The 14,678-nt window shown below is 64.8% G+C and carries 8 protein-coding genes; 5 read left to right on the forward strand and 3 right to left on the reverse strand.

From position 1 onward, the window contains the following. Positions 1-22: 22 nt before the first annotated feature. Positions 23-1,792: a response regulator gene (locus tag SPICUR_RS05745; protein WP_023366990.1), complete on the forward strand. Its 1,770-nt coding sequence runs from the start codon at positions 23-25 to the stop codon at positions 1,790-1,792. Between the two features lie 29 nt (positions 1,793-1,821). Here SPICUR_RS05745 and SPICUR_RS05750 read toward each other — a convergent pair whose 3' ends face one another. Then, a complete protein-coding gene (locus SPICUR_RS05750; RefSeq protein ID WP_041382330.1) occupies positions 1,822-2,817 on the reverse strand; it encodes a helix-turn-helix transcriptional regulator in 996 nt (331 codons plus the stop codon). A 120-nt stretch (positions 2,818-2,937) separates the two neighbouring features. Here SPICUR_RS05750 and SPICUR_RS05755 point away from each other — a divergent pair, with 120 nt between their 5' ends. After that, positions 2,938-3,933, forward strand: a complete 996-nt coding sequence (locus tag SPICUR_RS05755) for an asparaginase (RefSeq protein WP_023366994.1) — start codon at positions 2,938-2,940, stop codon at positions 3,931-3,933. Here the strand turns inward: SPICUR_RS05755 and SPICUR_RS09560 are convergent. Beyond that, on the reverse strand, positions 3,903-4,796 hold the full coding sequence (locus SPICUR_RS09560) for a GIY-YIG nuclease family protein (RefSeq protein WP_023366996.1): 894 nt from the start codon (positions 4,794-4,796) through the stop codon (positions 3,903-3,905). The genes SPICUR_RS05755 and SPICUR_RS09560 overlap by 31 nt on opposite strands. Positions 4,797-4,816: 20 nt before the next feature. Beyond that, the gene (locus tag SPICUR_RS05765) at positions 4,817-5,401 is read right to left on the reverse strand and encodes an IMPACT family protein (RefSeq protein WP_023366998.1); all 585 of its coding nucleotides are present in this window, start codon (positions 5,399-5,401) and stop codon (positions 4,817-4,819) included. Positions 5,402-5,623: 222 nt separating this feature from the next. On the opposite strand from SPICUR_RS05765, the gene recC reads away from it, so the two are divergent. From recC to recD, 3 genes are read left to right on the forward strand one after another with little or no spacing between them, the layout of a single operon-like run. Then, a complete protein-coding gene (recC, locus tag SPICUR_RS05770; protein ID WP_023367002.1) occupies positions 5,624-9,082 on the forward strand; it encodes an exodeoxyribonuclease V subunit gamma in 3,459 nt (1,152 codons plus the stop codon). Next, positions 9,079-12,786, forward strand: coding sequence for an exodeoxyribonuclease V subunit beta (gene recB, locus SPICUR_RS05775; RefSeq protein ID WP_023367004.1), 3,708 nt, complete (start codon positions 9,079-9,081; stop codon positions 12,784-12,786). The genes recC and recB overlap by 4 nt, the downstream gene beginning before the upstream one ends. Beyond that, on the forward strand, positions 12,779-14,677 hold the full coding sequence (recD, locus tag SPICUR_RS05780; protein WP_023367006.1) for an exodeoxyribonuclease V subunit alpha: 1,899 nt from the start codon (positions 12,779-12,781) through the stop codon (positions 14,675-14,677). The genes recB and recD overlap by 8 nt, the downstream gene beginning before the upstream one ends. Position 14,678 lies beyond the last annotated feature (1 nt).

Below are 14,678 nucleotides of genomic sequence, written 5' to 3' on the forward strand. Positions count from 1 at the left end.
CCCCTAGAGGAGGATCACGCGGGTGCAGTGGATTCCCGGGCGGGTATCATCGTTTCTGGTCGTGGGGCTGCTTATCCTGGCCTCGATGGGGGCGGGATCGCTTGCGCTACTGAAACTCCAGGCACTGGATGATCTACTCATTGAGGATGCGGTCTGGGCGACCTTCCAGCTCGACCGGGAACTCAAGAGCCTGCGGATCGCTCTCCTCGACGCGACGCCGGAGACGCTCCCGGAGGTCAGGCTGACTTATGACATCCTCTACAGCCGGATCAGCGTACTCGAATCGGGACAGGTAGCCGAGCTGATCCAGCAGATCGAGCTCCGGGACTACAACATTGACGACCTGCTTGCGAGCATCAAGGCGCTGGACGACGATATCCACGGACTGACTGCCGAGACGCTGGGATCGATGCGGGATCCGATCAATCAGGCATTGGGCGAGATCCAGGCTGGGACCGGCACCCTCGTGGTGGCAACCAATCTGCATTTCGGACGTGAGCGCCAGGAGAACCGGGAAGCACAGGCGACGCTGATTAGAGCCGTTCTCAGCCTCGCCTCGCTCACCATGGTGGCGGGTCTGTTTCTCATTCGTCAGCTCCGTCAGCAGCAGAAATCACTGCGATCCCGCCAGGCGGCGCTGAGCGCATCCAATGACCAGCTCGAACAGGCCCGCCAGGCAGCGGAAGAGGCCAGCCAGGCGAAGACGGACTTCATGGCGGTGTTGAGCCATGAGGTTCGCACGCCGCTCAACGGCATTTTCGGCCTCACCAATCTGCTCGAGTATGAAGTGGCCGACACGCCGCGGGCGCGACGCTACCTCGAGACACTCCGCGCCAGCACCGACGCGGTGTTCACCGTGGTCAACGACATCCTCGACTACTCTCACCTCCAGGCTGGCAAACTCTCCCTCGCACCGCGTCCCTTCTCGCTTGATGATTTCCTGCGAACACTCTGCCAGGGGTATGAGTTACAGGCGCGGGAGCGCTCCGCCGCCTTCGAATGCTATATACCGGAGGCATTGGGGACGGTTGACGCCGATCCCGATCGGTTGCGCCAGGTGCTCATGAACCTGCTGAACAATGCCTTTAAGTTCACCGACAGCGGTCGGGTCACGCTGAGTGTCGATGCCGAGTCGCAGGATGATGTTCTAGCGATCCGGTTCGATGTCATCGACACCGGTTGCGGGATCAGTGACGAGGCTCAGGCCAGGCTGTTCCAGCCCTTCTCCCAAGTCGACAAATCACTGACCCGGCGACGTCAGGGATCGGGCCTCGGCCTTGTCATCAGCGAAGAGCTTGTCGAAGCGATGGGCAGCCGCATCGAGCTCGACAGCCAGCCCGGAAAAGGCAGCCGATTCAGCTTTCGATTAGCGTTACCCCGCACCGACCCCGTTGCCGGATCCAAGCCACCGAGGTCGGAAAACGCCGATCTCGATGCACGTTTGCTGCTGGTCGAGGACAATCCCGTCAACCAGATGGTGGCCCGCGAGCAGCTGACGCGCATCGGCCATGACGTCAGTGTTGTGGCGGACGGCGCGCAGGCCCTTGACTATCTCGGTCACGAGCGATTCGACCTGGTTCTCATGGACATGCAGATGCCGGTGATGGACGGCCTGGAAGCTACACGCCGTCTACGGGCGCGAGGTGAGACGCTGCCGATCCTTGCCATGACCGCCAACGCTACCGCAGAGGATGCGCAGCGCTGTCTCGAGTCGGGGATGCAGGCGGTCATCAAAAAGCCCGTTGATATCGCCGAGCTGCAAGATAAGATCCAGCGCCATCTAGCCACCTGATCCAGGGATCCCATCGAACGGATGACTCATCAGCGGTACTGACGCAGCGCCTGGGCCAGGTACTCAGCGATTTCGCCACGAAGCCGATCCGGCCCGACCACCTCGACCTGATCGCCCAGTCCGAGCAACCACCACCGTAGCTGAGCGGTATCAGCGACGGTCGCCGTCAGGTGGATGCGACCGTCGTCAGCCTCGCTGAGTGACTGACTCTCGCTCAGCGGTGTTTCCTCGAGGTGAACGGCCGTGCGCGGCTCGAGCAGCAACGCCAGCTCAAGCGGCGCCTCGGACAGCCGAAAATCCAGTCCACCGGACTGGACGTATTGCGATAGGTCGAACCCTTCTGGCCGCTCCACCGCTGCCTGACCCGACGCTGCCGACTCCATGCGGTGGAGCGCCATCTGAACAATCCCATCGCGCCCGTCGCGGGTGCAGATGAGATAGACCACACCGTCGCGGAAGACGATGCCCAACGGATGGAGGATGTAATCGCGCCGGGCACCATCGTAGCGGCGACGATACCGGGCCTCGAGCTGACAGTCATTGAAGAGCGCATCATAAACGGTCTCGAGGATCATCGGATCAATCACCGGCGCCATTAGTGTCTGACCACGGGGCACGACCTGGATCTTGTCTGGCCACGTCCGCACCGGACTGGGCGTTTCCGCGAGCACATTCGCTGCCTGGCGCAGGTAGGGCGCGAGCGCGTTCAGCGTTGCCGGTGCCATGAGCTCGCCAGAGAAATGCTCGGCGAGTTTGAACGCGAGAGCGGTCTGCGGCTCCATTCCGGGAATATCGAGCTGTCCAGCATCACGATCCCAGGACCAGCCATGGGGGCGTGAGCGATCATCGAGCAATAGCCCGAACAGCTCGCCCGAGAGGCGCAGCAGATCACGCTGGATGGTGCGCTCAGTGGTGGAATAGCCTTGATCAGCGAGTCGGTCGCGGAGCGCCTGGGCCGTTATCTTTCGCGGCTGGCGCGGAATATGACGGAGCATGAGCCATTGGCGCAAAAGGGTATCGGTCATCTCGATTCCATCCATGAATCGGGTTTCAGTGGAGATAGACTACGCCCGGGTGCCGGCGGTATCGATCCCCCGCGTTATACTCTGCCACCAACCCGCATCACCAATGGAACGGACGACTGCATGATCCACCTACTCACCACCGGCGGAACCATCGCCAGCACCCCCGGCGACCAGGGCCGTCACGTCGCCGGTGCGCTCAGCGCTGACCACCTGCTCGCACAGGTCGGCACAGCAATGGGTGATGAACAGGCCGTCCGGAGCGAGTCACTGCTCCAGAAACCCAGCAACGCCATTGGGATCGAGGATATGTGCGCCATCGCTGACCGTTGCGAGGCCAGTCTGGAGACACCGGAGACAGCAGGGATCGTCATCACCCATGGTACCGACACCCTCGAGGAGACGGCCTGGTTCCTTCAGCAGGCACTCGGCGACTGCCGCCGACCCGTGGTCGTGACCGGCTCGCAACGCGCCCTGCATGAGGCAGGCTCAGATGCCCCGCGGAACCTGGTGGACGCGGTCCGGGTGGCGGGTGCGCCCGAATCCTGTGGACAGGGCGTGCTGGTGGTGTTCGATGAAGAAATCCATAGCGCGGCGCTGGTCCGAAAGCTGAGCAGCTATCGGCTGAAAGGCTTTGGATCGCCGGGCTTCGGTCCAATCGGGCAGATCGATGGGTCAGCGCTGAATTATGCACTCCGTGCCTGTCCCGCCGAGCCCGTTCCACGGGGCACAGTCATGCCTCGCGTTGACATCCTGACCGCGGCAGCGAGCAGTGCCTGCCTGATCGACGCGGCGGTGGCCGATGGCGCCAGCGGGCTTGTGATCGATGCCCTGGGTCGTGGTCAGGTACCGCCTGACTGGGTGCCGGTCATCGAGCGCGCCAGCGACGCGGGCATCCCGATTGCTGTGACATCAAGCACCGGATCGGGCCCTGTCGGAGCGGTGTATGAGTACGCCGGCAGTCTCGACTCCATCATCGCCGTGGGCGCCCTGCCCGCGGGAGCGCTCACTGCGCGGCAGACGCGGATTTTGATGATGATGATGCTATCAACCGGCACATCCCGCTCTGGGCTGGCGGCTGGACTGACTCAAGCCGGCGGCTGGCCAGGGGCTGGCTGACCGACTGGGCGCTGAAGCCGATCAGTGACCCGGCGGATTGCCCGGACAAGCCCAACCAGGTCGTCAATCGGGAGCTGCCCCTTGCGATCAATCTCGGGGCTTAACGAACGGCCGATCGGCGCGTAGCAGCGATAACACGTGCCGCTGTTGATCGCGCAGGTCGAATCGATTCGCTGCATTGCCTCTGTCATCGCCTGGCGACTGCCACCGCGGGCCGGAATCGCCTGCAGCCGCATTGATCGGCCGTTCAGCGGCAGGCGGATCATGAGCCTTAGCGCCGTACTGAACCCACTGACCAGTACATGCGGATCCTGCGCGACGCTCAGATCCGGTTCGTGGGTGTGATGACGCCGATCGTCGCCGAAAGCTCCACGCAGATAGTCGTGGATCGCCCAGAGTTTTTCGACAATGCCGTTATCAAGAATCTGGTCGCGCTGATTCTGCGTGTAGGTGCCATCCCGCAGCCCGGCAGGCACGCGCTCGACATCAATTCCCGGCATTGTGGTGTAGACCTGTTGCCGCCATTCGGTGGCTGGCCGCACAAAGCTGGCGCGATGACCGTGGATGGCGTTCGTGAGCTGATCGAAGCCGTAGTTCCACTTAATCAGCACCGTTTCCACGGCGAAGGCTTCAGCCTCGGTCTCGAAACGGGCGATCACCACGCGGGTGACGTCATAGCCCGACGCCTTGATCGCCGCGATGCGGCGCTGCTTATCGCTCTCGTCGCCCTCATCGTGGTAATCCACGCGGTCACGTGTGCCCTTACCGACATAGAACACCCCGTTGTCGCGTGGATCACGGAGCTCATAGACATAGTAAGGCAGCATGTGGTCAGGATCGGTCGAGGCGCTGTCGTCGGCCAATGAATCACTCTTGCCAGGAATCAATCCGCGCAATGACAACACAGGCCACGTGCGCCGCACCATGCCTCGAACTCAGTCAATGCAGTCTCGGGCAGCCTCAGCGTTACGGTGACCGCCTCGCCGTAATCGATCGCCCGAAGATCGGCCGCCGGCTCGCCGGACAGCCAGTGACGCAGCGGCTGCTCGTCGGCAAATGCCATGCTCAGTGAGCGCTCCACCATCGGCTGCTCAATACCGCTCGGCAACGCCGACAGAACCGCCTCTGCGGCCCCCGCATACGCCCTCACGAGGCCACCCGCGCCAAGCTTGATACCGCCAAAATAGCGGGTCACAACGACGGCGACATCGACCAGGTCCTTATGACCGATGACGCCCAGTATCGGTCTCCCCGCCGTACCACTCGGCTCGCCATCATCGCTTGACGCCGCACTGTTGCGTCCCTGCCAGGCCCAACAATGATGTTGTGCCGCCGGATGCCCGAGCCGCGCTGCCTCGACCGCGGCAAGCGCTGCCTCGCGGTCGGCTGCGGGCGCTGCAACGGCGATGAACCGACTCCGCTTGAGGGTGATCTCGGTGGTGTGGGTTGTCGTGGGTACGCGGTGCATGACTGATCAGTCGGTGAAAACCCTGTCATTATGCGGATCAGTGCGCGGATTCGCATCCCGGGTCGCGCGCATCCCTGTAACGATCCGTACAATCCATCTTATGAGCATCGGCCTGCCTGCACCGCTTTTCCGGCTCACCAACGGCGGTTCACTCCGTCAGCGTCTGTCGCGCAGGCGCTTTAAGCTTTTATCATTCGATCACCCCGCAGGGAATGCGATTGCATGACAGAGACATTTACGCCCGGGTTCGCCGCCATCCATGCCAATCGGCTGGAGACACAGCGCGACATCATCGTCAGTCACCTGCATGCGCATCCCCCTGAGCCGCTCGAGCAGGAAACCTTCCTGGTACAGTCCAACGGCATGGCGCAGTGCTCAAACATCCCTTCCCCCCCCGCCGATATCGGCGGCGGCAGCGGCATCGCCGCTGCCCAGCGCTTTGTCCTGCCGCAGTCCTTTCTCTGGCAGGCCTATCGGACGGTGCTGGGGGCCAGTGAGGTCCCCGAAACCTCGCCATTCGACAAAACCCGCCTGAAATGGCGAATCCATCGACTCATTCCCGATCAGCTCAGCGTCGATCCCGAAACCTTTGCGCCACTCGGTGACTACCTCGACGATGACATCGATCAGCGTAAGCGCTATCAGCTCTCAGGCCGCCTGGCCGACCTCTATGATCAGTATCAGGTCTATCGGCCTGACTGGCTGGCCGACTGGCTGGATGGCCATGACACGGTGCGTGATGCGCGCCACCGGATCGCACCGCTTGGCGCAACGCTGCGCTGGCAGGCGGCGCTGTGGCGTGCCATCCATCGCGACGTCGGCCCCGATGCCCGGCGACTGTCGCGGCCGGGGATTCAGGAGCGGTTCATCGACGCCCTCAAAACCGCTGAACCGGGAGCTTTTCCGGCCCTGCCGCGGCGCATCACCGTATTCGGCGTCACCTCCATGCCACGCCCAGTACTGGATGCGCTCTATGCCCTCTCCCAGCACTGCCAGATCCTGCAACTGGTGCAGAATCCATCGGGTTATTTCTGGGCTGATCTGGTCGAGGACCGGGAGCTGCTCAAGCTCGATCAGCGCCGTCACCAGCGCCACTTCGGCACGCCGGGTCAGCCGCTGCTGGCCGCCTGGGGCAAACAGGGCCGCGATTTCATCGCCCTGCTGAACGAGATCGATGACCCCGACCACTACCGGGACTGGTTTCAATCCATCGATGCCTTCGAGCCGCCCATCAACGATACGACCGCGATTTCCCAGCATCCGCTGCTCCAGCAGATCCAGCAGGACATCTTCGATCTCACCCCGCTACCGCAGCCAGGCGCTGAACGGCCGTTATCGGCCGATGGATCGATCCGCTTCCACCGGGCGCACAGCCGCCAGCGCGAGGTTGAGGTCCTCCACGACCGGCTGCTCGACGCCTTTCAGCGTGCCGACGACGCCGGTCACCCCCTGCGCCCGCGGGATATCCTCGTCATGGTGCCCGATGTGGATGCCTACGCACCGGCTGTGGAGGCCGTATTCGGCACCCTCGAGCCGCACGACCCGCGCTACATCCCCTATACCATCGGCGATCGTCGCAGCCGCAGCGAGGCGCCGGTGGCAACGGCGCTTGAGCGACTCACCGATCTGCCTAACGCTCGGCTGACGCTGGGGGACGTGCTCGACCTGCTGGAAGTGGCGGCCTTTCGGCGCCGGTTCGGCCTCAGTGAGGACGATCGAGTGGTGTTACGTGAGTGGTGTCGGGACGCCGGGGTCCGCTGGGGGCTCGACAGCAATCAGCGCCAGCACCTCGACCTCGACAGCGGATTCGAGCAGAACAGCTGGCGTTTCGGGCTACGCCGACTGCTACTGGGCTATGCGGTCGGCACCGGCGAGGCCTGGCAGGGGATCGAGCCCTACCCCGAGGTGGGCAGTCTCGATGCCGCGCTCCTCGGACCACTCCGCGCGTTGCTCGACACCCTCGAGGCCCAGCTTGACGCCCTCAGTCAGCCAGGCCGCCCGGTGGACTGGGTGCGACGGGTGGAAACGCTGCTTGCGGATTGTTTCGAGCTGCGCGGCAATGACGAGCTGGCACTGGAGGCGCGGATCAACGAGGCCCTCAACGAGTGGCTGAACGCCTGCGAGGAGGCCGGTTTCGACGCGGCCATTCCGCTGTCGGTCGCCCGCGATGCCTGGCTTGACGCCCTCGAGGATGAGGGACCCGCACAGCGCTTCCTCGCCGGTCGTGTCAACATCTGCACCATGATGCCCATGCGCAGCATCCCCTTCCGGCAGGTCTGCCTACTGGGGATGAACGATGGCGATTACCCGCGCACTCAACCGCCGGTGGATTTCGATCTGATGGCCATGAAGGGGCAATATCGGCCCGGCGACCGCTCAGGACGCGAGGACGATCGCTATCTATTCCTCGAAGCACTGCTCGCCACGCGCGAGCATCTGCACATTAGCTGGATCGGGCGGAATCCGCGCGATGACAGCGAGCAGCCGCCATCGGTACTGGTCAACCAGCTGCGCGACCATCTCGACCGGGGCTGGCGGGTCACTGATCCAATCAACCAGATGGAGAGCACCACTCATCGATTGACGGTGGATCACCCCTTGCAGCCTTTCAGTGCGATCTATGACGGCGCCGGCGAGCACTTCACCTACGCCACCGAGTGGCAGTGCGGAGAACCCCCCAACAGCGCTGATGCGGCATTGGCGGAACCCGACCTTGATGACCCCCAGTCTGTCGGCCTCGCCGATCTGCATGCCTTCCTCACCGATGCCGCGCGGCATTTCATCGGCGAGCGCCTCAAGCTGCGTTTCGATGAGACGCGTGATGCCACCCCCGAAAGCGAGCCCTTCGAGCTTTCCGGGCTGGCGGCTCACCGCGTGCGCGAGGCCCTGTTGACCCCGCTGCGTCAGGGCGCCGCAAGCGCAGATCCACAGGCCGCTGTTGAAGCCGCCGGTGCCCGACTCGAGCGCAGCGGTCAGCTACCCGTGGCCGGAGTGGGTCGGCTTGCCCTGGATCGGTCCATTGCCGAGGCCCTGCGAGCCGGCCAGCGCTGGCAGGCGTGGCAGGCCAGAGATCCGCAGCGTGAGCCACCGCAGGAACTGCGTCTCGAACGCTGCGTCGGCGGTCAGCGGTTCATGATCGAGGACTGGACGACTGATCTCTACCGACTGGACGGGGAGTGGCGGCGGCTGGTCCTCAAGGCCGGTGATACGCTCAAGGATAAACGCCCCCACGATCCCCGCCTGCTCAATGACTGGCTCCATCATCTGGCGGTCAATGCCAGTGGACTGTACTGCCCGACGACCATCGTTGCTCACGACGCCGAGCATCGGCTGCCGGCGCTCTCTGCCCCAACCGCGGCGGCGCACCTCGATGCCATACTCGCGGGCTGGCATGCGGGACTGGAACGCCCCCTGCCGCTGCCCGTCAGGACGGTCTTCAAGCTGCTTCGCGAACATCCCGATAAGCCGCTGACAGCGGAGGCCGCCCGACCGTACTACGAGGGCTCGGGTCACCAGACCGGCGAGGTCGAATACGCGGGGAGTGGCGCATTGCGGCGTTGCTTTCCCACCGCCGCGGCGCTTTTTGAAGCGCAGACGGATAAGGGGCCCCTACTCGCTCACTGGGCTCACCGACTCTATCAACCGCTCATCGAGCAGCTCTCGCAGGAGGACGAATCGTGAGCGATCCGCAACCGCTTGACGTGCTGGCCACCCCACTCAACGGGCAGCAGCTCATTGAGGCGAGTGCCGGCACCGGGAAGACCTTCACCCTCGCGGCGCTCTATCTACGCCTCGTCCTTGGCCATGATCCCACTGACCCAGAGCGGCGGCCGATGCTCCCGCCCGAGATCCTGGTGATGACGTTTACGCGCGATGCCACCCGGGAACTCCGCGACCGGATTCGGGCGCGCCTTGCCGAGGCGGCGCGCTGCTTCGTCGGTGCCCGCGATCCCGATCCTGATGATTCCATCCTGACCGGACTGCTGGATGCCTATCCTGACACCGAGACGAGGCAGCGCCACGCCGATCATCTTCGCGCGGCGGCGGACTGGATGGACGAGGCGGCGATCTACACCATCCACAGCTTCTGCCACCGCATGCTCCAGCAGCATGCGTTTGACGCCGGCAACCCTTTCGCCCTCGAGCTCAGCGATGATGAGGGCCTGATCACCCGCGAGGCGATTGAAGACTACTGGCGAGAGACGATTTACCCACTCAGTGACGACGCGCTGGCGGCGCTGGGGGCGACGCTGAGCGGCAGGGGGGATGGAGCGAAGCCCTCAATCAAGCGTTTCGCCCACACCCTCAAGCCCCTGCTCGCCAGCAGTGAGCAACTGGGCGTCGACGCCTCACAGCCCCCCGGCCCGGTCATCGAGCGCCAGGCGGCACGGCAGGCACAGGCGATCGAGTCACTACGAACCGCCGTCCACGCCGATCTTGAGGGCTTTGACGAGGCGCTCGCCGAGGCCTGGGCGAGCAAACGTCTCGCCGCCAGCAAAAACCCTGTCCCTAAAACCTGGATGAACGCCCTCAGGCCCGCTCTCGAGGCATGGCGGCGCAATCCGGCCCAGCGACTGCCCGAGATCGATCCGGCCAAGATCGCGCGCGCGACGCTCGAAAAAGGCGTCACGAAAGGCAATACATTGCCGGAGGCGCTGGCCGAACACCCCATCGCGCTGGCCGCTGACGAGCTGGGCGAAGCACAGGCGGCACTGGCCGAAACCGCCGGTCCGTTCTACGCGCATGCCGCGCAGTGGGTCGCACGGCGGATTGTGGCGACACGGCGTCAGCGCGGCGTCATCGGGTTCAACGATATGCTCACCCGGCTGCGCGATGCGCTCCGGCAACCCGAAGCCGGCGAGCGCCTGGCCTCGGTCATCCGTTATCAGTTCCCAGTGGCGCTGGTGGATGAATTCCAGGACACCGACCCGATCCAGTACCGAATCCTGCAGGCCATCTACCCGCCGGATGCCGACGCGGGTCTGGTCCTGATTGGCGATCCGAAGCAGGCGATCTACAGCTTTCGCGGTGCAGACCTCGCGACCTATCTGCAGGCGGCGTGGCGCATTCCCGAGACCCGGCGTTATACCCTTGCCCGCAACTTCCGCTCCGCGAGGAGCATGGTCGATGCGGTCAATACGCTATTCGGGCAATCCCCGCTGGGTTCCGAGCCATTCCAGCCTGATGCCATCGACTTCCAGCGGGTCAGCGCGAACGGCCGCAGCGAGACACTGTCCATCGACGGCCAACCGGCACCGGGGATGACGCTCTGGCAGCTGCAGGCCGGCGACGAGGCGCCCGAGGGTCTGCCCATGGCCGACTACCGCCGACAGATGGCGACCATCGGCGCACGGCGAATCCGTCGGCTCCTCGATCAGGCGCAGGAGGGTAAGGCCGGGTTCGGCAATGGCGCCGATCAGCGACCGGTCCGTCCAGCGGATATCGCCATCCTTGTGCGCACCGGCGAGGAGGCCGGGCTCATTCGCGCGGCACTGCGCGAGCACGGGTTGGCCTCGGTCTATCTATCGGATCGGGACAACGTCCTACAGACCGTCGAGGCCGGTGACGTGCTTCGTTGGCTACAGGCCATGGCCGAGCCGGAATCGGAGCGTCGCGTGCGGACCGCGGTGGGCACCGCCAGCCTCGCCTATGACTGGGCCACCCTGGATGGGCTTTTCAGCGACGACGCGCGCTGGGAGGCCGTCCTCGAGCAGTTCCGCGACTACGCCGATCGCTGGCGGCGCCGCGGCGTCCTGCCCGCCCTGCGCCAGCTCATTCATGACCATGCGCTCGCGCATCGACTCCTCATGCGCCCCGGCGGAGAACGGGCACTGAGCAACCTGTTGCAGATCAGTGAGCTCCTGCAGGAGACCGCCGCTACGCTGGACGGGCCGGCGGGTCTGGTGCGCTGGCTCGATGAGGAAATGCAGCGCGAGGGAGATACCCCGGCCGACGACCGTATCCTGCGCCTGGAAAGCGATGCAGCGCTGATCAAGGTGATCACCATCCACAAATCCAAGGGCCTCGAATACCCACTGGTTTTTCTGCCGTTCATCTGCAGCTATCGCCCCGCGAGGGCTGCTCCCCCGCTGATCCGCGAGAACGGTGACGACTCGGTCATCGCCTTCAAGGCAACCGAGGCAGACACGCAAGCCGCACGTGACCGCCAGCAGGCGGAAGACATGCGCCTGCTCTACGTCGCCGTCACCCGCGCGGTGCATGCCTGCTGGCTGGGTCTTGCACCGATCCGGCAGGCTGGGAAAACCAAGGGATCGGGGATTCACTTGCAGGAATCCGCGATTGGCCGATTGATCGGCTGCCCGAGCGATGCGACCGCGGCCGATCTGGGTCCACTTCTCACGGCGCTCGCCAATCGCAGTCCGGCGATCATCCGCGAGCCGGTCGAGCGCCCCACCCCATCGGATGGCACGGCACGGGTTGCCACCACGCCGCCCGCGATGGCCGTTGCCCGGACCTACACCGCCCGGGCGCCTGGCGCAGAGCGCTGGTGGATCGCAAGCTATAGCGCCCTCCTCGAGGATGGACCGCGTGCCGCTATCCCCGGTACGGCACAGGCCGACATCCTTGCCGAGGAGAGTCAACAGACAACCCAGGCACCGGCCGCGCGCAGCGAGACGGCCACCGACGCGCTGCATGCCATCCCCGCCGGTCCCGCGACGGGCACCCTCATCCATTACCTGCTCGAGGCACTCGCCAACCGTCAGTTCCCGGCGAGTGATGAGACGGTTTTCAGGCAGATCGTCGAGCGCGGCCTACGTGGGCAGCGCTGGCGCGACTGGGCTCCGCTCCTGCGTGACTGGCTGGCAACCCTCGTCGAGACGCCACTGCCCCTGCCGAACGCCACACCCATACGGCTCAACGCGCTGCCGGGGGACGCGTTCATTGCCGAGCTTGAATTCCTGATTTCAGTGGGCCGCGTCCGGGCGAGTCGCATCGATGCCATTATCCGCCGCTACACCCTTGACGGCGCGAGTCGGCCGGGCCTGGGCGAAAGCGACCTCAACGGGATGGTGAAAGGCTATATCGACCTGGTCATCCGCCATGAAGGCCGGTACTGGGTGATCGACTACAAATCCAATGCCCTCGGTCCGTCCAACATGCACTACGACTCCGCAACGCTCCGGCAAGCGGTTATGGACAAACGCTATGACGCCCAGTACGCCCTCTACCTGCTCGCCCTCCATCGTTTGCTGCGTGCCCGTCTAGGGCCGGATTACGACTACGACACCCATGTCGGTGGCGCGGTCTGCTTTTTCCTGCGTGGGATCGGCCATAGCGGCGGCGGCCTCCATGCCGAGCGTCCTGACCGCGCGCTGGTGGAGGAGCTGGATGCCCTTTTCAGCGAGGAAGTCGATCATGCCTGACGCCGCACTGCTTCGTGCCCCAACCCTGCCTGACCGTCTCCAGCGATGGCTCACGGATGACTGGCTGCGCGGCATCGATGCAGCGTTCGCCGCCCTGCTCGCTGAACAGGGGGGCGAGACGGATGAGACGGTCCTCATCCTCGCCGCACTCACAAGCCATATCGTTGGCGATGGCCACACACGGCTCGCGCTGGACCAGGCCATCCGTGAACCACTGACGCTCTGGAGCGACCCGCCGCCCCAGACGCCAGGCATAGAAACACCGATCGACTGGCTCGACGGACTCAACCTTGATGCCGTCCGCGACCGGCTGGCTGGCTCCCCGGCGGTGGAGACCATTGACAGCCGTCGCACTGAGTCCCGGCTGACCACACCCCTTGTCCGGCATGGCGACACACTCTACCTGCGTCGCTACTGGGCGAACGAGCAGCTCATCGAGCGGGTCCTGACCGAGCGATTGCAGGACCAGACGGCAGCGATCCCCGCCCTCCGCCAACGCCTCGATACCCTCTTCCCGCCGGCGGGTCGCGATCCCGACTGGCAGCGTGTCGCCTGCGCGCTGGCCACCCGATCGCGGTTCACCCTCATTACCGGCGGCCCGGGCACGGGCAAGACCCGCACCGTCCTGCGACTGCTGGGATTACTGCAGTCACAGCGCATGGATAGCCATCCCGGAAAGCCGCTGCGGATTCGGTTGGCTGCACCCACGGGCAAAGCTGCCGCCCGTCTGGGGGAGTCGATCAGTGCCGAGATCGATGCCCTGCCGCTGCCCGGATCGGTCCGCGATGCGATTCCGCGCAGCGTCAGCACGCTGCATCGTCTGCTCGGCCCGCGCCCGGGCAGCCGGCTCTTCCGCCATGATCGCCATGACCCGCTGCACGCTGATCTGGTGGTGGTCGACGAGGCCTCAATGATCGATCAGGAATTGACCGCACGTCTGCTCGATGCGCTTCGCCCCGAGACCCGGCTGGTACTGCTGGGCGATAAGGACCAGCTGGCATCAGTGGAAGCCGGCGCGGTGCTCGGCGAACTCTGCGCTGGGGCCGATGCCGGCCACTACACCACGGCAACCATCGACTGGGTACGGACAATGGCCGGCGACGACATCGCCGCCTGGCAGGGCGCCGGGACCGCGCTGCAGCAGCACATCGTCAAACTCCGCGAAAGCCGGCGGTTCAGTGCCGACAGCGGCATCGGTGCCTTTGCCGAGTCGGTGCGCAGCGGTGATCAGGCTCACGCCGCGGCCCTACTGGACGGGCCAGACCCGGATATCCAGCGACTGCCCCTCACCCATGACAGTGATTCGGCGATTGAGACAGCGGCGACCGGGGGCTATCAGCCCTACCTGGCCGCACTCAGGCAGTCACGGCCATTGGGTGATGATCGCGATGCCATCACCGAGTGGGCGCGCATCGTACTGCGGTCATTCACGCGGTTTCAGGTGCTCGCGACCATCCGCCATGGACCGCTCGGTGTCGCCCGTCTGAACGAGCGCATTGCCGCGCGACTGCAGCACGAAGGGCTGATCGATCGAGCCACCGGCTGGTTCGAGGGCCGACCCGTTATGATCACCCGCAACGACTACGAGCTGGGACTGATGAATGGCGATGTCGGGATCTGCCTGTCCACTCGACTGCCGGGAGAGACGGCGTCCAGACTGCGGGTGGCATTCGAGCTCGCCGATCACAGCGTCCGGCTGTTGCTGCCCAGCCGACTGGATGCCGTCGAGAGTGTATTCGCGATGACTGTTCACAAATCCCAGGGCTCGGAGTTCGACCATGTGTTGGTGGTGCTGCCCACCAGCGGACCGGCGCAGACCCGCGCCGAACTACTCTACACCGCCGCGACCCGTGCACGCTCAGGTGCAGTGATCGCCCATCCGCGCGCATAAT

The organism is Spiribacter curvatus (assembly GCF_000485905.1).
GTDB classification, from domain to species: Bacteria; Pseudomonadota; Gammaproteobacteria; order Nitrococcales; family Nitrococcaceae; genus Spiribacter; species Spiribacter curvatus.

What these genes read in the sequence shown, in the direction of transcription:
- SPICUR_RS05750 (WP_041382330.1), bottom strand. Translation starts at nt 2,817, where the DNA reads ATGACCGATACCCTTTTGCGCCAATGGCTCATGCTCCGTCATATTCCG.
- recC (WP_023367002.1), top strand. Translation starts at nt 5,624, where the DNA reads ATGACAGAGACATTTACGCCCGGGTTCGCCGCCATCCATGCCAATCGG.
- recD (WP_023367006.1), top strand. Translation starts at nt 12,779, where the DNA reads ATGCCTGACGCCGCACTGCTTCGTGCCCCAACCCTGCCTGACCGTCTC.
- SPICUR_RS05765 (WP_023366998.1), bottom strand. Translation starts at nt 5,401, where the DNA reads ATGCACCGCGTACCCACGACAACCCACACCACCGAGATCACCCTCAAG.
- SPICUR_RS05755 (WP_023366994.1), top strand. Translation starts at nt 2,938, where the DNA reads ATGATCCACCTACTCACCACCGGCGGAACCATCGCCAGCACCCCCGGC.